Raw genomic sequence first — 21,170 nt, 5'->3', positions numbered from 1 at the left:
TCCAAAAGGGCGGCTACGGAGCAGCCGATGAAGGGTCAGTCGAGGCCGCGGCGCTTCAGCAGCGGTTCGAGCTCGGCGTCGCGGCCGCGGAAGGCCCGGAAGGAATCCAGCGGGTCGCGGCTGTTGCCCCGGGAGAGCAGCTCTGCGCGGAAGAAGTCGCCGTTGGCCCGGGTGAGGCCGCCGTTGTCATTGAACCATTCCACCGTTTCGGCGTCGAGCACCTCGCTCCAGATGTAGGAGTAGTAGCCCGCGGCGTAGCCCGCGCCGGCGAAGATGTGCTGGAAGTAGCCGGTGCGGTAGCGGGGCGGGATGAGGTGGTGCGCCACGCCGGCCGCGGCGAGTGCCTTGGCCTCGAACTCCAGGACATCGTCGGGGACATCGGACCCGTCCAGCACATGCCAGGCGAGGTCCAGCAGGGCCGCACCCAGGTACTCGGTGGTGCCGAAGCCCTCGCCCCACAGCTGCGCGGCGTCGAGCTTGTCCACCACCTCCTGCGGCAGCGCCTCGCCGGTGGCGTGGTGGCGTGCATAGTTGGCCAGGACTGCCGGCCACATGATCCACATTTCGTTGACCTGCGAGGGGTACTCCACGAAGTCCCGCGGAACGGCCGTGCCGGCGAACCGCGGGTACGTAACCGACGAGAACAAGCCGTGCAGGGCGTGTCCGAACTCGTGGAACGTGGTGCGGAGTTCGTCCAAGGTCAGGAGCGTAGGTTCGCCGGCCGGCGGCTTGGAGATGTTGAGGTTGTTGATCACTACGGGCCGGGTGTTGAGCAGCCCGGACTGTTCCACGAGGGAGTTCATCCAGGCCCCGCCCCGCTTGGATTCGCGGGTGTAGTAGTCGCCCAAAAACAGGCCCAGCTCGGTCCCGTCGGAGTTGCGGACCTCCCAGACCCGCACGTCCGGGTGGTAGCCGGCGAGGTCGCCGCGTTCGTGGAACGTGATGCCGTAGAGCGCGTTGGCGGCGAAGAAGACACCGTCGTTGAGGACGCGGTCCAGCTCGAAGTAGGGGCGCAGAGCCTGCTCGTCCACGGCGTACCGTTCGCGTTTGACCTTGGCGGAGTAGTAGGCCCAGTCCCAGGCTTCGAGGGGGTGGCCGGCGACTTCAGCCAGCGCCTCTGCTTCGGCGTCGGCGTTCCGGACGGCGGCCGGCGCGAGCCGGTTCATCATGGTCTGCACGGCGGCGAAGTCCGGTGCGGTCTGCTGGTCCACGACGAGTTCGGCGTAGTTGGCGAAACCGAGCAGGGCGGCCTTCTCGGCGCGGAGCCGGACCATGTCCTTGACCAGATCCAGGACGTCAAAGGAACCCCCGTCGCTGCCGCGGCCGATCGAGGCCTCGTACAGGCGGCGGCGGACGTCGCGGTTGTCCAGGGCGGCGAGGGCGGGCTGGTTGCTGGGCTGGATAAGGGTGAGCAGGAACTTGCCCTCGTGCCCGGCGGTTCGGGCGGCTTCCGCGGCGCTGGCAACATCGTCGGCGGGCAGGCCGGCGAGGTCGGCGGCGTCGTCGAGCAACAGCGAGGCCGACTTCATCGCTTCCTTCACCCGCTGGCCGAACTCCGTGCCCAGCCGGGAAAGCTCGGCATTGACGGCCTTGAGCCGTTCCTGGCCGGCGTCGTCGAGCTGGATGCCGGTCTGGCGGAACTCCTTGAGGTACTCGTCCACGAGCCTGGCGGATTCGGCGTCGAGCGTGTCGGTGTTGACGGCGGCGAACCGTTCGAACAGCCCGCGGTTGAGGTAGACGGCATCCTGGTGGGCGGAGAACCGCGGGGACAGTGTGGTCTCGAGGTCGCGGATGGCGTCCGAGGCATCGGCAGAGACGAGGGTGAAGAAGGACGCCGCCGCACGCTGCAGGAGCTGCCCGGACCGCTCCATGGCCAGTGCGGTGTTCTCGAAAGTGGCTGGCTCCGGCGTGTCCACGATCGCCTGGATCTCGGCGAGGTGCTCAGCGAGGCCGGCCTCGACGGCTTCGGCGTAATGCCCGGAGGCGATGTCCGCGAACGGCGGCAGGCCGAACGGCAGGGGGCTGGGGCTCATCAGGGGATTGGTCATGAAATAACTCTTTCATGTCAGCGGTGAGTTCTCAACGGCCTGCCGCGCGTGTTGTGACCGCCGCCACCGTAGGATTGGCGCCATGCGTACCATCACCCCAAGGCTGCGAGGCCGCCTTTTCGCCGCGGCCGCAGCGGTCTCCCTCGCGGCCTCTGTGGCGTCCTGCAGCGTCGGCGCCGGTCCGGATAACAGTGCGTCGGGCTCCCCGGCGGCCGGCGGCACCACCGCCGGGCCGGCAGCTTCGACGACGGCGCCGGCGTCCGCCTCAACGGCATCGAGCACTCCGGCCCCGGCCCCGGCCCCGGCCCCGACCCCGACGCCGGGGAAGGGTCCGGGCTGCGCGGCCGAGCGCTGCGCCTCGGTCGTGGTCACCGGGGACATGCTGGTCCACGCCCAGCTCTGGGAACAGGCCCGCGCGGACGCACTGGCCACCGGCGCCAAGGGGCTGGACTTCGGGCCGCTGCTCGAGGGCCAGCGCAAGTACATCGAGAAGAGCGACCTCGCGGTCTGCCATCTGGAGACACCAGTGGCCGGACCGGCCGGGCCCTTCTCTGCGTACCCCTCGTTCAACGTTCCGCCGCAGATCATCACCGCCACCCGGCAGGTCGGCTACCAGGCCTGCACGACGGCGAGCAACCACACGGTCGACCGCGGAACCGCCGGGCTGGTCCGCACGCTGGATGCGCTCGACGCCGCCGGGGTGCAGCACACTGGCGCCTACCGGACCGAGGCCGATTCCCAAGGCGTCCTGATCCTGCAGACCGCCGCGGCCAAGATCGCCGTGATCAGTGCGACGTACGGTCTGAACGGGCAGGTCCCGGAGGCTGCCTGGCAGGTGGACATGCTCGACCCCGACGTTATGATCGCCAAGGCGAAGAAAGCCCGGGATCTCGGTGCGGACATAGTGCTGGCCGCGATGCACGCCGGCGACGAGTATTCCAGTGTGCCCAACGCCGAGCAGACCAGCGTTGCGCATGCCCTCGCGGACAGCGGGCAGTTCACCATGATTTACAGCCACCACTCGCACTCGGTCCTGCCGATCGAGCACTACAAGGGAACCTGGATTGTCTACGGCCTGGGCAACGGGATCACGGAGCTCTCACCGAACTACCGGGTGAACAACGAGGGCCTGCTGGTCCGGGCCCAGTTCAGTGAGAACGCGGCAGGCAAGTGGACCGCCTCCGACTTGGCCTGGGCGCCGTCGGTGATTGTCCGCGGCCCGTACCGCTGGTGCTCCGTGGCGTCCGATGCCCCGCAGGGCACCTGCGCGAGTGCCGCGGCCGACGCAGCCACCCGCAAGCGGACCCAGACCGTGGTCGAGTCGATGGGGGCCGCGGCTGCGGGCGCCCACGAACTGCTCATCACCAAGGAACCGTAGGGTTTGGAGGAAAGACGGCGGGCGGCGCCCGTGCTCTCGACCGTCCACCTGCTGTGCGGCCTCCCGGGGGCCGGCAAGACGACGCTGGCAAGGCAGCTCGAAGCAGGGCTTCCGGCCGTGCGGTTCAGCCTGGACGAGTGGATGCTGCGGCTCTACCCGGACCATCACTTTGCGTCCGGGAGCTACGGGGAACTCGCGGAAACGTGCAAGTTGCTGATCTGGGAGACCGCCCGGCAGGTCCTGCAGTGCGGGACGGATGTGGTGCTTGACTGGAACCAGTGGAGCCGCGGGAGGCGTGCTGTCTGGGCCGGCAAAGCAGAGTCGGCGGGCGCCGCCGTCGTCGTCCACTATGTGCGGACACCGCTGCAGACTTCCATCGAGCGCGCGGCTGGCCGCACCGGGAGGTGTGAGGCGGGTTCACACCGGCTCGGGGAGGCGGACGTCCGGCACCTGGCCGGGATCTTTGAGGAACCGGAACCGTCGGAGGGCCTGCGGATCTTGCCCTGATACCGGCCGGCGAATACCGTGATGGTGACGCGGGCGCTCAAGAAGTCAGCCCTGTCAGACGAGGACAGGAGGCTTTCGTGGGCAAAGTATCGACGGCGGACCGGGAACCCCGGAACGGGAGGTTCCCGAACGGCATGGAGTACCTGAAATGGGGCAACGGCCCGAAAACGCTGCTCTTCATCCAGGGAGGCCCCGGCAGCACGGTTCCCAAAGGAATGTTCCGAGGAGTGATCCGGCGGCAGTTCGATGGCTTTCTCCGCGCCGGTTACGCTGTCTGGGTTGTCACCCGCCGCCGGGGAATGCCGCCGGAGCACACGATTGCGGGCATCGCGGACGACTACGCCCGGCTGATTGCCGAACAGTTCGGCGGGCGCGTCGACCTGGTCGTGGCGGAGTCATTTGGCGGGATGGTGGGGCAGTACCTGGCCGCGCGGCACCCTGACTCATTCGGTCACATCGCGATGGTGGTCACGGGCGCTGAGTTGAGCGACTGGGGCAAGGACGTCGATTCGCGGATGGCCACGGCCCTGGCGGGTGGTGACACCAACGGGGCCGGGACGGTTTTCGCCGAGTATCTGTTGCCGGGCCGGCGGATGATGTGGCTGCGGCGGCTGATCGGGCCCCTGATCAGCCGGCGCCTGCTCAGCGGAGCCGATTTCCCCGCTCAGGATGTGCTCACCGAAGTGCAGGGCGAAATGACCTTCAATTCCAGGGCAGTGCTCCCGCTCATCCGGCGGCCCGTGCTGCTGATCTGTGGCGGCTCTGACCAATTCTTCCCCCGCGATGTCGCCCAGGAAACGGCCGGGCTCATCCCGGACTGCACCCTCGTTTGGTACGAGGGGAAGGGGCATCTCCGGGCCGCCTCCAGCGGACGCATCGCCCGCGACGTGCTGGAGTACGCCGCCCGCAGCAGAGACCCGGCCTGAGTGAACTTGGTCGTGCGGGGCTAACCTCCGGCCGGGCCCAGATCGAGGGTCATATAGACGCTGTTCGGGTCTTCCCCGTAGCCGGCAAAGGGCGGGCAAACGCTGAACCCGTGGCGTTGGTACAGCCGGCGTGCCGGAGCGAAAAAGTCCTGGCTTCCGGTCTCGAGATACAGGCGGTGATAACCGCCGCGCCGGGCCTCGGCCAGGATGTGGGCCAGCAGGAGCGTGGCGATGCCGCGGCCCCGTGCGTGGGCCGCGGTCCGCATCGACTTGATTTCGCCGTGTTTGGTCTTGGACTCGCCGGGTTCGAGCAGTTTCAGCGCACCGCAGCCAAGGACCCCCGAGTCCTCGCGCGCGGTCCAGAATGCGATGTCCGGTCCGGAGAGCGCCGCAGGGTCGAGGGTGTGCACGCTTTCGGCGGGCGAGGTGGCGAACATGTCGGCGAGGTGCTCACTCAGGAGCTGCTCAACGTCCGCGCGGCCGGGGCTGTCACGGTCAATCCGGATCATCGGGCAGTGTTCCTCCACAGAAGTTGTCGTCGCCCACCAATCTACCGGGGTGCGGCTTCGTCTGCCGAAGCCGTCGAAGTCGCCGGAACCGTGCGGGGTCGCCGGAACGTTCCGGCGACCCCGCCGCTTTCCCGCGATTTCGCGTCCGACGGCGGCTGTCGGCACTATGCTGGGCCCAACGCGGCCGGACGGGCCGCGGCCGGTTGGGCGATTGGGGGGATCCATTGCGAACGATAGACAACAACGGCACAAACAGCCGGAACCACTCGCCGAGAAGCTCGGGCTCCCCGTCGAGAGGCAAAACGCACCGGGCAGGATCTGCGCGGCCGGTCGCCGTCGCGGTGTGGCTGGGCGCCGCCGTCGTACTGGCATGGCTGGTGCTGGCCGGCAGAACGGAGGCTGCCATGGAGGCGGCGCCGTGGCTGTTCCTGGCGTCGTGGTTCGTCTACGTGGCGCAGTGGCGGCCGCTCCTCCGGACAGACGCGCACGGGTTCGAGCTCGTCAACGGACTCCGCGACCACCGGATACCTTTCACCGCGGTCGAGGACGTCGAGGTCCGTTACACCGTGGTGGTCAGGGCTGCCGGAAGGCGGTACGTCAGCTGGGGCGCCCCGACGCCGCCGGGTGCTTTCGGCTCCGGATTCGACCACGTCAGCGACCTGAAAAGCCGGCCGCACAGCATCCTCCCGGGCAATGAGCGCATCAGCCAGAAACAGACGACGACCGGCCGGGATGCCATCGTCGCTGCCTGGCAGGATGCGCGGATCGCGGGTTTGACGGGTGGTTCCGGCATCGTCAGCTCGTCATGGAACCGGCCGGCGATCATCGTCGGGATCATCGCCGCCGGGTGGGCGATACTGACGGCAGTCGGCTGACGGCGCCCTGACCGGGGAAATGCTCCACAACTACTGCAATCGGATGGCGGCAGTGTGCGCCGAGGTCGCCGGAAGCGCGCGGGGTCGCCGCAACGGTCCGGCGACTCCGCCGCTTTCCCGCGATTTCGCGTCCGACGGCGTTTGACTGACCCGGCTCCGGCCCGCCGTGCTGCGCGCCCGCCGTCGGCTCAGCGCGGGCGTCGGGAGGCGTGTTCGCGGGCGAGGACGGCGTAGGAGTCGTCCGGCGTGCCGGGGGAGAAGCTGCCGTACTTACGTTCGACGGCGGTCCGGATGAGGAAGTCCGCCAGCGCAGGGTTCTTCGGCAGCAGGGATCCGTGCAGGTAGCTCGCCACGATGTTCCGGTACCGGGCGCCTTCCTGGCCGTCGTTGCTGTTGTTGCCGGTGCCCTTGGCGGTGGTTCCCAGCGCTGAGACGCCCGGGCCGAGGGTGGTCTGGCCGCTGTGGTTCTCGTACCCCAGGACGGTGCCGAACTCGCTGGTGGACACCGCCACGTTGCCGATCAGCCGCTCGTCGGTTCCGTGGGTCTCCACGTCCAGGATGCCGATCCCCGGGATGACGGACCCCGTCCGGGTCTTGAAGAACTTCCCGAACAGCTGGTACAGGCCGCAGATCACCAGCATGGGCGTGCCGTCCTCGGCCAGGTCCTTCAGGACGGCCTCCCGCGACAGCAGGTCGTCCTGGATGACCAGTTGGCCGCTGTCCTGCCCGCCGCCGCCGACGACCAGGTCGATGTCCGCCGGAAATTCGTCGCCGACGTTGTACTCAAGCAGCTCGGGGGTGTAGCCGTGCCAGCGCAGCCGCTGTGCCAGCACCAGGGCGTTGCCCCAGTCGCCGTAGATGTTCATGTCCCGCGGGTACAGCTGCAGGACCCGGATGGTTCCCTTGCCGGGTTCCGGGGATTCCTCGGGCGGAAGCACGTGCCCGAAGGAAAGCTTGGACTGGTCGGAATCGGGCTGGGGGGTCATGAGACCACCTCCACTGTGGTGATTTTGGACAGCTCGCGGCGGATGGCCAGCATCGCTGTGTAGGTGCAGAAGATCCGCTTGGGTTTGTCTTTGGCGCCGCTGATGAAGGCCGCCAGCGCGGGGGCGATCTCGGTGTTCACGGCGCCGATCGCAACGTCGTCGTACTGCAGGCGCAGCGCCATGTCGTACGCGCGGGAGCCGCTCAGCTGGTCCACGCCGCCCTCGCGAAGGGTGTCGAACTCGACGTCCCAGAGCCAGGACATGTCCCGGCCGTCGGCATAGTTGTCATTGATCGCGATCATCGTGGCGTACCCGGCCGCCGGGAACGACTTCAGCCCCAGCCGGAAGCCGCTGGGGTTCTTCACCAGCACCAGGTCCAGCGGCAGGCCGTCGACGACGAGGCTCTCACCGCGGCCGAACGCCGGCGCCACTTGCGCCAGGGCCTCCAGAAGGCCGTCGTTGTCGGCAAGGACCGGCGTTCCCTGCCCTGTGTCCCGAACCGCAATGGCCCGGGCCAGGGTCAGCGCGGCGGCGGCGTTGAAGATGTTGTAGACGCCGCGGAGCTTCATCGCCGTCGTCGCCGTGGCGCCGTCGTACTCAAAGTCCGCGTCCGCCGCACCCACCCGGCGGAGCACGACGTCGGCGTGCGGCTTGGGCGGAGCCGGCGGCACCGGGCTGCCGGGGGCGGCCCGCAGCTCGTCGTCGTTCGGGAAGGTGCTCAGCAGCGAGTCGTCGAGGCCGAAGTAGAGGACGTCGGGCCCGTCGAGGGTTTGCGCGATCCGGGCGACCCGGGGGTCCTCCCGGTTCAGCACGACGGTTCCCGTGGTCTTGGCGGCGATGTGCTGCAGCAGCTGCGCCGTCTTGTCGATCTCGCCGAAACGGTCCAGCTGGTCACGCAAGACGTTGAGCAGCAGGCAGTAGCGCGGCGGAACCTGGTTGACGAAATGCACCGCGTGGGCCTCGTCCAGTTCCAGCACGGCGACGTCGGCGTCCAGTCGACCCCGCCAGTCCACCTCGCCGAGCAGCGCAGCGGCCACGCCGCGGGTGAAGTTGCTGCCGGTGCGGTTGGTGAAGACCTTCAGGCCCTGGCTCTCGAGCAGCTCCACCACCATCTTTGTGGTGGTCGTCTTGCCGTTCGTGCCGCTGACGACGGCGACGCCGTGGGGCAGCGTGGACAGCGTCCTGCGCATGAAGCCGGGGTCGATTTTCTCGACGACGAGCCCGGGAAGGGCAGAGCCTCCGCCCCTGAGCCGGGAGACCCGGCGAACGAACTTGCCGAGCGGAACGCTGAAGTAAAACATGCTTTGTAATATATCCCAGCGGCGGCATGGAAGCCCGCCGGGAGGCGGCGCCGCGTGCCCCTATGCGGGGCGCCGAGCACTATGCTGTTCGGATGACCAACCCCTCTTCCGAGCCTTCTTCCCGCGTGGGAACAGGGCTGCGGATCGGCGTCCTGGCTCTCCAGGGCGACTTCCGCGAACACCTCCACGCGGTGGAAGCCGCCGGTGCCACGGGCATCGGCGTCCGCCGGCCGGCTGAACTCGACGGCCTCGACGGACTCATCATTCCCGGCGGCGAATCGACCACCATCGACAAGCTGTCCCGGGCCTTCGGACTCCGCGACCCGCTGCGCGAACGCATCCAGGCCGGACTGCCGGTCTACGGCTCCTGCGCCGGGATGATCCTCCTCGCGGATGAGATCACCGACCCCGCGAAGGACCTCGCCGGCAACCCGCAGCAGACGTTCGGCGGCCTCGACATCACGGTGCGCCGGAACGCCTTCGGCCGGCAGCGCGAATCCTTCGAGACGGACCTGGACTTCAAGGGCCTTGACTTCAGCGCCACCGACAACGGCGTGGCCCCTGTCCATGCGGTCTTCATCCGCGGACCATGGGTGGAACGAGTCGGCGACGGCGTGGAAGTCCTCGCCGAAGTGGAGCCCTCCAAGGCGTCCCACCCCGAGGCGCTGGCCGGGACGGCTAGAATTGTTGCTGTGCGTTCCGGCAAGCTGCTGGCCACCTCCTTCCACCCGGAAGTGACGGGGGAGAAGCGCGTGCACGAATTGTTTATCCGAATGATCAGAGGAGAAGCGTAAAGCATGTCAGGCCACTCCAAATGGGCGACGACCAAGCACAAAAAGGCCATCCTCGATAGCCGCCGGGCCAAGTCGTTCGCCAAGCTGATCAAGAACATCGAAGTCGCCGCACGCATGGGCGGTCCGGACCTTGCCGGCAACCCGAGCCTGGAACTCGCCGTCACGAAGGCCAAGAAGACCTCGGTCCCCGCTGACAACATCGACCGCGCGATCAAGCGCGGCGCCGGCCTCACCGGCGAAGTCGTGGACTACACCGAGATCATGTACGAATGCCGCGGCCCGCAGGGCTCGGCGCTGCTGATCGAATGCCTGACGGACAACAAGAACCGGGCAGCCTCCGAAGTACGCCTCGCGATCTCCCGTAACGGCGGCACCATCGCCGATCCCGGTTCGGTCAGCTACCTCTTCTCCCGCAAGGGCGTGGTCTCGCTGCCGAAGAACGGGCTGAGCGAGGACGACGTCCTGATGGCCGTCCTCGACGCCGGCGCCGAGGAAGTCAAGGACAACGGCGACAGCTTCGAGATCCACTCCGAGCCGACCGACCTGCAGGCCATCCGCGATGCGCTCAAGGAAGCCGGCATGGAGTACGACACCGACGAGGCCGAGTTTGTGCCGTCCATGCAGGTGCCGCTGGACCTCGACGCCGCCAAGAAGTTCATGAAGCTCGTCGACGCCCTCGAGGAGCTCGACGACGTCCAGAACGTCTACAGCAACGCCGACCTCAGCGACGAAGTGCAGGCCGCACTGGAAGCGGAGTGACCCTTCGCGTCCTCGGCGTCGATCCGGGCCTCACCCGCTGCGGGATCGGCGTCGTGGACGTCGAGAAGAACCGCCGCGCCACCATGGTGGCGTTCGGCGTCGTCGGTAGCTCACCGGAGGAGAGTCTGGACCAGCGCCTGCTGGTCATCGCCACCTCCATCGACGAGTGGCTGGACCGGTACGAACCGCACGTCCTTGCCGTCGAACGCGTCTTCTCGCAGCTCAACGTCAGCACCGTGATGGGCGTCGCCCAGGCCTCCGGCGTCGTGATCGCAGCCGCCGCCCGCCGCGGCATCCCGGTGGCACTGCACACCCCCTCGGAAGTCAAAGCCGCCGTCACCGGCAGCGGAACCTCGAACAAGGACGCCGTCACCAAGCTGGTCACCAAGATCCTCCGGCTCGATGCGCCGCCGAAACCGGCCGACGCCGCCGACGCCCTGGCGCTGGCCATCACCCATGCGTGGCGGGCCGGCGGCGGGACCACCCCTAAAGGCGCAGTCGCGACGGGACCGGGCAGCCAGTCGCTGACGCCGGCCCAACGGGCCTGGGCGGACGCCGAGGCCAAAGCGCGCCGGGCGCGCTGAATGTCCGGCAGATCCGTCGCGGAGCTTGGTAGGGTATTCGTAGATATGTTCGGATAACCGGGTCCTCCCGGTTCTATTTTCAGCTGAATTTTCAGGAGCCCGGCTTTGATCAGTTTTCTCCGCGGAACCGTAGCGCACGTCGGCCTGTCCTCCGCCGTGATCGACCTCAACGGCGCCGGCATGAGCGTGAACGCCACCCCACAGACCCTCGGCCGGCTCCGCGTCGGCGACGAGGGGAAGCTTTTCACCTCCCTGATCGTGCGCGAGGACTCCCTCACCCTGTTTGGTTTCGGCGGCGACGACGAACGCGAGGTCTTCGATGTCCTGCTCAGCGTCAGCGGCGTCGGCCCCCGGCTCGCGTTGGCGGTCCTGGCCGTGCACGAGCCGGAAGCGATCCGCGTCGCAGCACACTCCGGGGACGGCAAAGCATTCACCAAGGTCCCCGGCATTGGCCCCAAGGTCGCCGGGCGGATCGTGCTGGAACTGGCCGGCAAGCTGGTGCCGCACGGCACCGCCGCGGGGACCACGGCTCCGGCCGCATCCGCCGAAGCAATTTGGAAGCCGCAGGTCGTTGCGGCCATGACGAGCCTTGGCTGGTCCGAGAAGGACGCCACGTCCAGCATCGAGAAGTCACTGGCGGATTCCCCCGAGCTGGCCGAGAAGGGCAACGTCGCCGAGATCCTGCGGGCAACCCTCCGCTGGCTGGGCCAGGACGGCGCCCGCGCGGGGAACAGGATAGGCGCCCGTGGCTGAGCCGTCCCTGGTGGGCGGGGGAGAGGAACCGGAGGAGCGGGTCATCGAAGCCGCTCTCCGGCCCAAGAACCTGCACGACTTCGTGGGCCAGCACCGGGTCCGCAAGCAGCTTTCCCTCGTCCTGGAGGCCTCCCGGATGCGCGGCCGCAGCGCCGACCACGTTCTGCTCTCCGGTCCGCCCGGGCTGGGCAAGACGACGCTGTCCATGATCATTGCCGCCGAAATGAACGCCCCCCTGCGGATCAGCAGCGGTCCCGCCATCCAGCACGCGGGGGATCTGGCCGCCATCCTTTCCTCCCTCTCCGAAGGCGAAGTCCTCTTCCTCGATGAGATCCACCGGATGTCCCGGCCGGCCGAGGAAATGCTCTACATGGCGATGGAAGACTTCCGGGTCGACATTGTTGTGGGCAAGGGCGCCGGCGCCACCGCCATCCCGCTGGAACTTCCGCCGTTCACCCTGGTCGGCGCCACGACCCGCGCCGGTCTGCTGCCCGGGCCGCTCCGGGACCGCTTCGGCTTCACCGGCCACCTCGAGTTCTACTCCGTGGCCGAACTGGAACTCGTGCTCCGGCGCTCCGCCGGGCTCCTGGACCTCAAGGTCAACTCCGCCGGGTTCAGCGAAATCGCGGGGCGGTCCCGCGGCACACCTCGCATCGCCAACCGGCTCCTGCGCCGGGTCCGGGACTGGGCTCTGGTGCACGGGATCGAGCAGATCGACGCCCGCGCCGCCTCCGCGGCGCTGGACATGTATGAAGTGGACAAGCGCGGCCTGGACCGGCTGGACCGCGCCGTACTGGAAGCCCTCATCACCAAATTCGGCGGCGGACCGGTGGGCCTGTCCACCCTGGCGATCGCCGTCGGCGAAGAGACCGAAACCGTGGAAACGGTCGCCGAGCCCTACCTCGTCCGCGAGGGGCTGCTGGGACGAACCCCGCGGGGAAGGATCGCCCTCGCCCCCGCCTGGACGCACCTCGGTTTCGCGGTTCCGGCCGGAGTGTTCGCGCAGGACCCGCTGGAGCTCTTCGAAGCCGCCGACGACGAGCCCGACATTGCGGGCGGGCTGGGCCAGGACGCTGATCCGGAATGGATCCGTAATAGTCAATAGCACCGCTCCGGCACGTTTTCCCTTGTAGACTGGTATGACGCTCGGCACGTTCGGGTCTTTGTTTCTGTGCGCGGCCACCACCTGGCCGCCGGCTTGGCATGTTTCGCTGCCGGCCAGCCCGAAGCGAAGCGGACGTTGCTGTAAAACCAGCTACGCAAGTACAGAACGGAACTATTCCTGTGTTCGGACTTATTTCTGCCCAGACCCAGCCGCAGGCCGGCGGCGGTATCGACATCATGACCATCCTGCTGTTCGCCATGCTCGGCGTCTTCGTCTTCATGATGTTCCGCCGCAACAAGAAGACCCAGCAGCAGCAGTCGCAGCTCCAGTCGAAGTTTGCTCCGGGTGTCGAGGTCATGACCAGCTTTGGCCTGTACGGCCGGATCGTCGAGATCGACGATGCAGAGAACAAGGTCCTGCTGGAACTCTCCCCGGGCAACACGGCCACCGTGCACCGCCAGGCCGTCACCAAGATCGTCGAGCCGGTTGTCCCGGCTGAGGAGCCCACGGTTGTCCCCGACGACGCCTCTTCCCTGACCACCGACAGCACCGCAACGGTCAACGATGCCCCGCGCGACGAGACGCCGGAAGAAACCCTGCGCCGCCTCAACGACGAAGGCAAGAAAGACAGCTAGTCTGCCTGCTTGAGCTATCCCGCGAAGCAACGGTTGCGGGCAACCGCCGGAGCGGCCTCCCTTGGTCCGCACCGGCGGTTCGTCCGTAAATAATAGAAAGATCGACAATGGCACGAACTGGCCCCAAAAACACAGCCCTCAGGGTGCTGGTCTGGCTCGGCGTTATCCTTGCCGTCCTGACCGCTGTCCTGGCAGGCGGCACCATGGCCGGCCAGGCGAGCTGGGCTCCCAAGCTTGCCCTGGACCTTGAAGGCGGCACCCAGATGATCCTGGCGCCCAAGGTTGAGGGCGGTTCGGACATCACCGAAGAGCAGCTCAACCAGGCCGTGGCGATCATCCGCCAGCGCGTGGATGGCTCCGGCGTCGCCGAAGCCGAAATCAGTACGCAGTCCGGACGCAACGTCGTGGTCAGCCTTCCCGGCACCCCGTCGAAGGAAACCCGTGCGCTGATCCAGGCATCCGCCGACATGAACTTCCGGCCTGTGCTGCAGGCCGGTCCCGGCGCGGCAGTCCCCGCGGAGGCGCAGACTCCGGAGGACCAGCTGCCCAAGCCCACCGCGGAGCCCGCCAACGGCAGCGACGTGAACTGGATTACCCCCGAGCTCTACAAGCAGTTTGAGGCGCTCGACTGCGACAACCCGTCGCAGGACAAGCAGGAACGCTCCGACCCGGCCAAGCCGCTGGTCACCTGCGAACCCGCATCCGAGGGCCGTCCCGCAATCAAGTACATCCTCGGCCCGGTTGAGGTCAAGGGATCGAGCATCTCCGGTTCCACCTTCCAGCTGCAGCGCGGTGCCCAGGGCGCCGTGACCAACGAGTGGGCTGTGAACATCCAGTTCAATGACGAAGGCACTGCCAAGTTCAAGACGGTCACCGAGCGGCTGAACAAGTTCTATGTCGAAGCCGGCGGTGAGAGCGGCTCGGATCCGAAGTCCCAGTTCGCGATCGTCCTGGACGACCAGGTCATCTCCGCCCCTCGCTCCCAGGCAGTCATCACTGATGGCCGCCCACAGATCACCGGCGGGTTCACCGAGCAGTCCGCGAAGGCCCTCTCCGACCAGCTCCGCTTCGGCGCCCTGCCGATCAGCTTCGAGATCCAGAGCGAACAGCAGATCTCCGCGACCCTCGGCGGTGAGCAGCTCCGCATGGGCCTGCTCGCCGGCCTGATCGGCCTGCTGCTGGTGGTGGTGTACTCCCTGTTCCAGTACCGGGCACTGGGCCTCGTCACCGTCGCGTCCCTCGTGGTCGCGGGCGCCCTGACGTTCCTGGCCATCGACATCCTGGGCTGGACCGAGAATTACCGGCTGTCCCTCGCGGGCGTCGCGGGCATCATCGTGGCCATCGGCCAGACCGCGGACTCGTTCATCGTCTACTTCGAACGAATCCGCGATGAGCTCCGTGAAGGCCGCGGCCTTGTCTCGGCAGTCGAGAACGGCTGGAAGCGTGCCAAGCGCACGGTCCTGGCGTCCAAGGCCGTCAACTTGCTGGCCGCCGTCGTCCTGTACTTCGTGGCGGTGGGCAACGTCCGCGGCTTCGCGTTCACCCTCGGCCTGACCGCGCTGGCCGACCTGCTCGTCGTCTTTATGTTCACCCACCCGACCCTGCAGCTGCTGGCCCGCACCAAGTTCTTCGGTGAAGGCCACCGGCTCTCCGGGCTGGACCCGAAGAGCCTCGGCGCCGTCCCCTTGTACCGGGGCGCGGGCCGGTTCCGCACCCCTGCGGACAAGCCGGCCCAGGTTGCCGCGCTCCGCGCCAAGAATACCGGCGCCGCGGCTGAAGCCGAACGCCGGATGACCATTGCAGAACGACGCCTCGCCGAACGGCAGGAACAGCTTGCTGGTTCCTCCAAGAGCTCGACCAAGGAGGGCAACTAAATGGCCACCAGCTTCGCCAATTTCGGTAACGAGCTCTACACGGGCAAGCGCTCGTATGACTTCGTCGGATCCAAGAAAATCTGGTTCCTGATCGCGGCCGTCCTGGTGGCGCTCTCGATCCTCCTGCCTGTCGTCAAGGGCGGCTTCAACCTCGGCATCGAGTTCCGGGGCGGCTCGGAATTCACCGTCTCCAACGTGAAGACCACCGACGCCAACGTCGGCGAGCAGGCGGTCAAGGATGTTGTTTCCGGCAGTGTCCCGCGGGTGGCCAACGTCGCAGGCAACACGATGCGGATCCAGACGGACAAGCTGACCGACGACGAGACGCTCCAGATCAAGGCGGGCCTCACCGAGGCCTACGGAGTGACGGACAACGAGGTGACGTCCACCTTCATCGGCCCCACGTGGGGCGCCGACGTCACCAAGCAGGCCCTGCTGGGCCTGGGAATCTTCGTCGGACTCGCCGCGGTGCTGATGGCGCTGTACTTCCGGACCTGGAAGATGTCGCTTTCGGCGATCGTCGGCATGCTGGTGACCATGTTCATCACCGCCGGCGTCTATGCCCTGAGCGATTTCGAAGTCACGCCGTCGGCGATCATCGGCTTCCTGACCGTGTTGAGCTACTCGCTCTATGACACAGTGGTGGTCTTCGACAAGATCCGCGAGAATACAGCGGACCTGCAGGCTTCCACGCGGCGGACCTTCGGCGAGGAAGTCAACCTTGCCGTCAACCAGACCCTGGTCCGCTCCATCAACACCATGATGGTGGCCATCCTGCCCGTCGGTGCGATCCTGTTCATCGGCGCGGGTCTGTTGGGCGCCGGAACGCTGCGGGACCTGTCGCTGGCCCTGTTCGTCGGCATCCTGATCGGCACTGCGGCCACGATCTTCATCGCTGCGCCGCTCTACGCCTGGCTGCGCCAGGGCGAACCGGAACTGGTCAAGCAGGCCGAGCGTGTGGCTCACCGCCGTGCCCAGGCCGCCAAGGCTGAGTCCCCGGCGGAGCCCGCCACGGCATAGCCGCAGCGGTCCTGCCGGACCGGTCACCGCCGCCGGGAACTGTCCCGCGGTCCGACGGGCCGGAGAACGTCATTCGTGACGCTCTCCGGCCCGTCGCCGTATGGACGCCGGTTATCGAAGTATCCTGCTGCGGGAATAGACTGGAAGAATTAACGGGTTCGGAGAGGTGCTCCATTGGAAGAACGTTCGACGCCGGTGCCATCAGCGCCGGTGGCTAAGGCCTCAGGCCAGGGTTCGCAGACTGGCGTGGTGGCTCCCGGACGCGCAGATCCGCCGGTGCCCGTGGACAGCTCGGGCGCACGCCCCACGTTCCCCGGCCGTCGTGAACGCACCCGTTCCCGGCTTGCCCGCCTGACCGGGCGCGGCGCCCCTGCCTATTCCCCCATCCTTGAGCCGCTGCTGCGCACGGTCCGGGCCAACAACCCGAAAGAGGATTTCGACCTCATCCAGCGTGCCTTCATCGTGGCGGAGCGCTGCCACCGCGGGCAGAAGCGCAAGAGCGGTGACCCTTACATCACGCACCCGGTGGCGGTGGCCACCATCCTGGCCGAGCTCGGGCTCAGTGGGACCACACTGGCAGCGGCGCTCCTGCACGACACCGTTGAGGACACCTCCTACACCCTGGACGACCTGAGAGGCGAGTTCGGGCCGGAAGTCGCCATGCTGGTGGACGGTGTGACCAAGCTGGACAAGGTCAGCTTCGGCGAGGCAGCCCAGTCTGAGACCGTCCGAAAGATGGTCGTGGCCATGGCCAAGGACATCCGGGTCCTGATGATCAAGTTGGCCGACCGGTTGCACAACGCCAGGACCTGGCGTTTCGTCTCGGCAGAGTCGTCGGCGCGCAAGGCGCGGGAAACCTTGGAAATCTTCGCCCCGCTGGCGCACCGGCTCGGCATGAACACGATCAAGTGGGAGCTGGAAGACCTCTCCTTCGCGGCCCTGTACCCGAAGGTTTACGAGGAAATCGTGCGCATGGTGGGGGACCGGACCCCCGAACGCGAAAAGAATCTCTCGGTGATCCGCAACCAGATCACCGAGGATCTGCGCGAGGCCAAGATCAAGGCCACCATCACGGGCCGGCCCAAGCACTACTACTCGATCTACCAGAAGATGATCGTCCGGGATAAGGACTTCGACGACATCAACGACCTGATGGGCGTCCGGGTCCTGGTGGATTCCGTCCGGGACTGTTACGCGGCACTGGGCGCCATGCATTCGCGCTGGAACCCCCTGCCGGGGCGGTTCAAGGACTACATCGCGATGCCTAAGTTCAACATGTACCAGTCTCTGCATACGACGGTGATCGGCCCGGGCGGCAAGCCCGTGGAGATCCAGATCCGCACCCATGAAATGCACCGCCGCGCCGAATACGGCGTCGCCGCGCACTGGAAGTATAAAGACCAGCCGAACCGCACGGCCGCCGGACCGGGCAGCCCGCGCGACGGCGACATGGGCTGGCTCCGGTCCCTCGTTGACTGGCAGCAGGAGACCTCGGACCCGGGGGAGTTCCTCGACTCCCTGCGCTTTGAAATCAACGCCCGTGAAGTGTTCGTCTTCACGCCCAAGGGCGAGGTCATGGCCCTGCCCGCCGGCTCCACGCCCGTGGACTTCGCCTATGCCGTCCACACCGAGGTGGGCCACCGGACCATCGGTGCCCGCGTCAATGGAAAACTGGTCCCGCTCAACAGCGAACTCAACCACGGCGACTGGGTGGAGATCTTCACCTCCAAGGCCGAAGGGGCCGGGCCCAGCCAGGACTGGCAGCACTTCGTCAAGAGCGCCCGCGCCCGCAACAAGATCAGGCAGTGGTTCAGCAAGGAACGCCGCGAGGAGTCGATCGACCGCGGCAAGGAACTGCTGACCAAGGCGATGCGCAAGCAGAACCTCCCGCTGCAGCGCCTGATGACGCATGACGCCCTCGCCGCGGTGGCCGAGGATTTCAAGTACGTCGACATCTCCGGCCTCTACGCCGGTGTGGGTGACGGGCACACCTCTGCGCAGTCCGTCATGGAACGCCTGGTGGAGAGCCTCGGCGGCAACGACACCCCCGAGGACGACCTCACCGAGGTATCCATCCCGACCCAGGTCACCAAGGCCCGGTATTCCGATTCCGGAGTCGTGGTGCGCGGTGTGGACGACGTCTGGGTGAAACTCGCGCGCTGCTGCACGCCGGTACCTCCTGACCCGATCCTGGGCTTCGTAACCCGCGGCTCCGGCGTCTCCGTGCACCGGACGGACTGCACCAACGTCAGCGGACTGCTGGAGCAGCCCGACCGGATCGTCGAGGTCGATTGGGCACCCACGCAGTCGAGTGTCTTCCTGGTCGAAATCCAGGTCGAAGCGCTCGACCGCAAATCCTTGCTTTCGGATGTCACGCGGATCCTGTCCGAGAACCACGTCAACATTCTGGCGGCCAGCGTGCACACGTCCACGGACCGGGTGGCGATCTCCAAGTTCGCGTTCGAGATGGGCGACCCCAAGTACCTGAGCCATGTGCTGAGCGCCGTCCGCCGCATCGACGGCGTCTTCGACGTGTACCGCACTACCGGCAACCGGCGGCGCAGCTAATACGCTGCCGGCCTTCGGATCCGCCGCCGGCTAAGGCGCCGGGCCGGCCCGGAGGTGCTCGAGCTTCGCCAGAGCGGCGTTCTTGTGCGGCACCCTAGGGGTGGCCTCCACAGCGAGCCTGAGCAGCCGCAACCGCACACCCAGTTCGGGCTGGGCCAGGAGCGCGCGCAGTGCCGGTATGGCACGCTCGGCGTCCACGTGCAGGGCGATGTCCACTGAGGTCCGCAGCGGGCTGGAGACCATCAGCCCGCCCAGGCTCACGACGTCGAACGCTCCGAGGCGCACTTCATGGAATGTGCAGCCCCGCATGGACCTGAGGCTGGAAATCCGCCGGTTGGCGTCTACGAGCAGGGCGAGCCGGTCCGGTTCAGCGGCGCAGCCATAGATCCAGGCCGCAGTCATCCTTCCTGCGACGACCCGCTGCCGGATTGCCGGACGGATGAGGACGGCCGCGGCGCGGGCCCGGAGCTGCGGAGTGGCCCGGCTGCCCGGGGGCAGATAGCCGCGCTGGTAGAGCTGTGTCAGCACGCCGTCGGACGCCATGGCCTGCAGCTCGGGCCAGGTGAAAAGCGCTCCGGGGGAGTAGAGCTCAAGCGGTGCCGAGTGAGACGGTGCGAATGGGGGCGGCGCCACGTGAGACGGTGCCACGTTCGACGGCGCCGCGTGAGACGGTGCCACGCGGGACAACACCAAGTCAGACTGTGCCAAATGAGGCGGGGGCGGAGCGGTTGCTGGAGGGCCGGAAACATTGACCATCCAGCCATCCTGTCCGGTCCTGGATAAAGCGAACAGGCCCCGTCCCGGTCATGTGGATAACCGGTGCGGGGCCTGTATCAAACAGCCAGCTTCAGTGGCTGGTGCCTACCGTCTAGGAGAGCTCGCTCGCTGACTTCTCAAGCTGTTCCAGCCAGGCCTCACGGGCCTCGAGGGCTTCCTTGGCGGCCTTGATCTTGCGCTCGTCGCCGGCTTTCTCTGCCTTGGCGAGGTCATCCCGGAGCCCGGAGATGGCGGATTCCAGCTGCGTCAGGGCGCTGTTGGTGCGCGCCTTCGTCTCAGGATTGGACCGCTTCCAGTTCTCGTCCTCGGCGTGGCGTACGGCGTCTTCGACCTTGCGGAGTCCGGCTTCAACGCGTCCCATGTCGGCGCGCGGAACCTTGCCGGCTTCTTCCCAGCGGTCACGGATGGACTGGAGGGCCTTCTTGGCGGCCGCGAGGTCCGTGATGGGGAGCAGCTCGTTGGCTTCCGCCAGCAGGGCTTCCTTGACCACCAGGTTCGCGCCGTATTCCTGGTCGATCTCGTCGTTGGCAGCCTGCCGGTGGGTGAAGAAGACGTCCTGCGCGGCACGGAAACGGGCCCAGAGCGCGTCGTCATCCTTGCGGCTGGCGCGCGGTGAGGCCTTCCACTGGTCCATCAGGCGGCGGTATTCGCCCGCGGCAAAGCCCCAGTCGGTGGACGTCGAGAGTGCTTCCGCCTCGGTGATCAGCTTTTCCTTGGCGGCCTTGGCTGCCGAGTTGTTGCTGTCCAGCTGGGAGAAGTACGCGCGGCGGTGCCGGTCAAAGACGGTGCGTGCGGCACGGAAGCGCTTCCAGAGGGCGTCCTCGTTGCTGCGGCCAAGACGGACGCCGCTCTTCTGCGCGGTCTTCCAGCTCTCGAACAGTTCGTTCATCCGGGCGCTGGAGGTTTTCCACTGGATCTGGGCCGGGTCGTGGCCGGCGATCTCTTCAGCTTCGGCGACGATGGCCTCGCGGGCCTTCAGCTCGGCGGCCCGGACGGCGTCGTGTTCGGCTTTCTCGGCCTTTTCGAGCGTCGTGATCTGCTGGGAGAGGGTGTCCAGGCGCGCCTCGGCGGAGCGAAGATCGCCCACCATGTTGCGCTCGGCCAGCTGCTCGCGCAGGTGGGTCACGGTCTTCTGCATGTCCGTGGTGGGCGCCTTGGAGCTGACGCGCTGTTCCAGCAGGACAATCTGCGCGACGATGTCGTCGTACTTCCGGGCGAAGTAGCCCAGGGCTTCGTCATCGCTGACGCCCGGGTACTGGCCTACGGGATGCTCCTCACCGTCGACGGTCAGGAAAACGTGGCCGTCACCTTCAACGCGGCCCCAGCGGGCCGCTTCGGCCAGCGACGCGGCGGAGGACACTGCTGCCGGCGCGGCGGCGGGGGCGGCCGGTGAGGGCTTGGCCTTCGGACGGGCCGCGAATGCTGCCGGTGACGGCGCCGGACGGGCGGGAGCCGGGGCAGGGACCGGGGCCGCGGGGGCCGAAGGTGCTGCTTCTTCCGCGGGTGTCTCGTCAGCGGTTGCCTCAGTTGCCTCGGGAGCCGCGGTGGAGGTCCCGGCGTCGGCCGCGGGGGCCTCCGTCGCCGTCTCCGTTACCGGCTCAGTTGCCGGTTCCGGCACCATGTTTTCGGGAGTGTCGGTCGCCTGAGCCAGCACGTTGGCCTCAGCTTCGGTCTCGTTGGCAGCTGCTGCTGACACTGTTTCGTCGGATTTCTGACTGTCTGTCACCGCTAGAAGTCTTTCGCTTGGAGGGAAATACCGGGGCCGTGGCCA

Annotated in this window: 19 protein-coding genes; 13 read left to right on the top strand and 6 right to left on the bottom strand. The window is 67.3% G+C overall.

The genetic code is table 11. The annotated features are described in order from the left end of the window. Positions 1-35 precede the first annotated feature (35 nt). Positions 36-2,048: a M3 family metallopeptidase gene (locus AC1DC5_RS08360; protein WP_476864816.1), complete on the bottom strand. Its 2,013-nt coding sequence runs from the start codon at positions 2,046-2,048 to the stop codon at positions 36-38. 82 nt (positions 2,049-2,130) lie between these two features. On the opposite strand from AC1DC5_RS08360, the gene AC1DC5_RS08355 reads away from it, so the two are divergent. From AC1DC5_RS08355 to AC1DC5_RS08345, 3 genes are all read left to right on the top strand, one after another. Continuing rightward, positions 2,131-3,426 (top strand): CapA family protein, encoded by a 1,296-nt coding sequence (locus AC1DC5_RS08355; RefSeq protein ID WP_476864815.1) that lies wholly within the window; start codon positions 2,131-2,133, stop codon positions 3,424-3,426. 3 nt (positions 3,427-3,429) lie between these two features. Next, complete coding sequence (locus AC1DC5_RS08350; protein WP_476864814.1) at positions 3,430-3,933, top strand: P-loop nucleotide/nucleoside kinase family protein; 504 nt, start codon at positions 3,430-3,432, stop codon at positions 3,931-3,933. 77 nt (positions 3,934-4,010) lie between these two features. Further along, complete coding sequence (locus tag AC1DC5_RS08345; protein ID WP_476864813.1) at positions 4,011-4,859, top strand: alpha/beta fold hydrolase; 849 nt, start codon at positions 4,011-4,013, stop codon at positions 4,857-4,859. Between the two features lie 20 nt (positions 4,860-4,879). On the opposite strand, the gene AC1DC5_RS08340 is transcribed toward AC1DC5_RS08345, so the two are convergent. Continuing rightward, a complete protein-coding gene (locus AC1DC5_RS08340; RefSeq protein ID WP_476864812.1) occupies positions 4,880-5,368 on the bottom strand; it encodes a GNAT family N-acetyltransferase in 489 nt (162 codons plus the stop codon). A gap of 224 nt (positions 5,369-5,592) precedes the next feature. On the opposite strand from AC1DC5_RS08340, the gene AC1DC5_RS08335 reads away from it, so the two are divergent. Continuing rightward, on the top strand, positions 5,593-6,243 hold the full coding sequence (locus tag AC1DC5_RS08335) for a hypothetical protein (protein WP_476864811.1): 651 nt from the start codon (positions 5,593-5,595) through the stop codon (positions 6,241-6,243). 188 nt (positions 6,244-6,431) lie between these two features. Here AC1DC5_RS08335 and AC1DC5_RS08330 read toward each other — a convergent pair whose 3' ends face one another. After that, positions 6,432-7,229 carry a type 1 glutamine amidotransferase gene (locus AC1DC5_RS08330; protein ID WP_476864810.1) on the bottom strand — a complete coding sequence of 266 codons (798 nt, stop codon included), beginning with the start codon at positions 7,227-7,229 and terminating at the stop codon, positions 6,432-6,434. Then, a complete protein-coding gene (locus AC1DC5_RS08325; RefSeq protein ID WP_476864809.1) occupies positions 7,226-8,530 on the bottom strand; it encodes a MurT ligase domain-containing protein in 1,305 nt (434 codons plus the stop codon). Before AC1DC5_RS08325 ends, AC1DC5_RS08330 begins: the two co-directional genes overlap by 4 nt. 92 nt (positions 8,531-8,622) lie before the next feature. On the opposite strand from AC1DC5_RS08325, the gene pdxT reads away from it, so the two are divergent. The 9 genes from pdxT (at position 8,623) to AC1DC5_RS08280 (ending at position 18,622) form a co-directional block, all read left to right on the top strand. Continuing rightward, on the top strand, positions 8,623-9,324 hold the full coding sequence (pdxT, locus tag AC1DC5_RS08320) for a pyridoxal 5'-phosphate synthase glutaminase subunit PdxT (RefSeq protein ID WP_476864808.1): 702 nt from the start codon (positions 8,623-8,625) through the stop codon (positions 9,322-9,324). A 3-nt stretch (positions 9,325-9,327) separates the two neighbouring features. Further along, complete coding sequence (locus AC1DC5_RS08315) at positions 9,328-10,083, top strand: YebC/PmpR family DNA-binding transcriptional regulator (protein ID WP_224046648.1); 756 nt, start codon at positions 9,328-9,330, stop codon at positions 10,081-10,083. Then, the gene (gene ruvC / locus AC1DC5_RS08310; RefSeq protein ID WP_476864807.1) at positions 10,080-10,667 is read left to right on the top strand and encodes a crossover junction endodeoxyribonuclease RuvC; all 588 of its coding nucleotides are present in this window, start codon (positions 10,080-10,082) and stop codon (positions 10,665-10,667) included. Before AC1DC5_RS08315 ends, ruvC begins: the two co-directional genes overlap by 4 nt. Before the next feature lie 105 nt (positions 10,668-10,772). Continuing rightward, a complete protein-coding gene (gene ruvA / locus AC1DC5_RS08305) occupies positions 10,773-11,420 on the top strand; it encodes a Holliday junction branch migration protein RuvA (RefSeq protein ID WP_476864806.1) in 648 nt (215 codons plus the stop codon). Beyond that, the gene (gene ruvB / locus AC1DC5_RS08300; RefSeq protein WP_476864805.1) at positions 11,413-12,525 is read left to right on the top strand and encodes a Holliday junction branch migration DNA helicase RuvB; all 1,113 of its coding nucleotides are present in this window, start codon (positions 11,413-11,415) and stop codon (positions 12,523-12,525) included. The genes ruvA and ruvB overlap by 8 nt, the downstream gene beginning before the upstream one ends. A gap of 236 nt (positions 12,526-12,761) precedes the next feature. Beyond that, complete coding sequence (gene yajC / locus AC1DC5_RS08295; protein ID WP_476864991.1) at positions 12,762-13,160, top strand: preprotein translocase subunit YajC; 399 nt, start codon at positions 12,762-12,764, stop codon at positions 13,158-13,160. 107 nt (positions 13,161-13,267) lie between these two features. Next, positions 13,268-15,034 carry a protein translocase subunit SecD gene (gene secD, locus AC1DC5_RS08290; protein WP_441404228.1) on the top strand — a complete coding sequence of 589 codons (1,767 nt, stop codon included), beginning with the start codon at positions 13,268-13,270 and terminating at the stop codon, positions 15,032-15,034. Then, entirely contained in the window at positions 15,035-16,054 is a 1,020-nt protein-coding gene (gene secF, locus AC1DC5_RS08285; RefSeq protein ID WP_441404227.1) for a protein translocase subunit SecF, read from the top strand. A gap of 174 nt (positions 16,055-16,228) precedes the next feature. Continuing rightward, positions 16,229-18,622, top strand: coding sequence for a RelA/SpoT family protein (locus AC1DC5_RS08280; protein WP_476864804.1), 2,394 nt, complete (start codon positions 16,229-16,231; stop codon positions 18,620-18,622). Positions 18,623-18,652: 30 nt separating this feature from the next. Here AC1DC5_RS08280 and AC1DC5_RS08275 read toward each other — a convergent pair whose 3' ends face one another. Next, the gene (locus AC1DC5_RS08275) at positions 18,653-19,255 is read right to left on the bottom strand and encodes a hypothetical protein (RefSeq protein WP_476864803.1); all 603 of its coding nucleotides are present in this window, start codon (positions 19,253-19,255) and stop codon (positions 18,653-18,655) included. Between the two features lie 235 nt (positions 19,256-19,490). Continuing rightward, positions 19,491-21,125 (bottom strand): DUF349 domain-containing protein, encoded by a 1,635-nt coding sequence (locus AC1DC5_RS08270; RefSeq protein ID WP_476864802.1) that lies wholly within the window; start codon positions 21,123-21,125, stop codon positions 19,491-19,493. Positions 21,126-21,170 lie beyond the last annotated feature (45 nt).

The organism is Arthrobacter sp. 10L424 (genome assembly GCF_056395325.1).
Note: the sequence above shows the minus strand (reverse complement) of the source record. Positions and strands in the feature narration are given on the sequence as shown.

Coding starts and splice junctions, on each gene's coding strand:
- AC1DC5_RS08325 (WP_476864809.1), bottom strand. CDS start 8,530: ATGTTTTACTTCAGCGTTCCGCTCGGCAAGTTCGTTCGCCGGGTCTCC.
- AC1DC5_RS08330 (WP_476864810.1), bottom strand. CDS start 7,229: ATGACCCCCCAGCCCGATTCCGACCAGTCCAAGCTTTCCTTCGGGCAC.
- AC1DC5_RS08315 (WP_224046648.1), top strand. CDS start 9,328: ATGTCAGGCCACTCCAAATGGGCGACGACCAAGCACAAAAAGGCCATC.
- secF (WP_441404227.1), top strand. CDS start 15,035: ATGGCCACCAGCTTCGCCAATTTCGGTAACGAGCTCTACACGGGCAAG.
- pdxT (WP_476864808.1), top strand. CDS start 8,623: ATGACCAACCCCTCTTCCGAGCCTTCTTCCCGCGTGGGAACAGGGCTG.
- yajC (WP_476864991.1), top strand. CDS start 12,762: ATGACCATCCTGCTGTTCGCCATGCTCGGCGTCTTCGTCTTCATGATG.
- secD (WP_441404228.1), top strand. CDS start 13,268: ATGGCACGAACTGGCCCCAAAAACACAGCCCTCAGGGTGCTGGTCTGG.
- AC1DC5_RS08340 (WP_476864812.1), bottom strand. CDS start 5,368: ATGATCCGGATTGACCGTGACAGCCCCGGCCGCGCGGACGTTGAGCAG.
- AC1DC5_RS08355 (WP_476864815.1), top strand. CDS start 2,131: ATGCGTACCATCACCCCAAGGCTGCGAGGCCGCCTTTTCGCCGCGGCC.
- AC1DC5_RS08360 (WP_476864816.1), bottom strand. CDS start 2,048: ATGACCAATCCCCTGATGAGCCCCAGCCCCCTGCCGTTCGGCCTGCCG.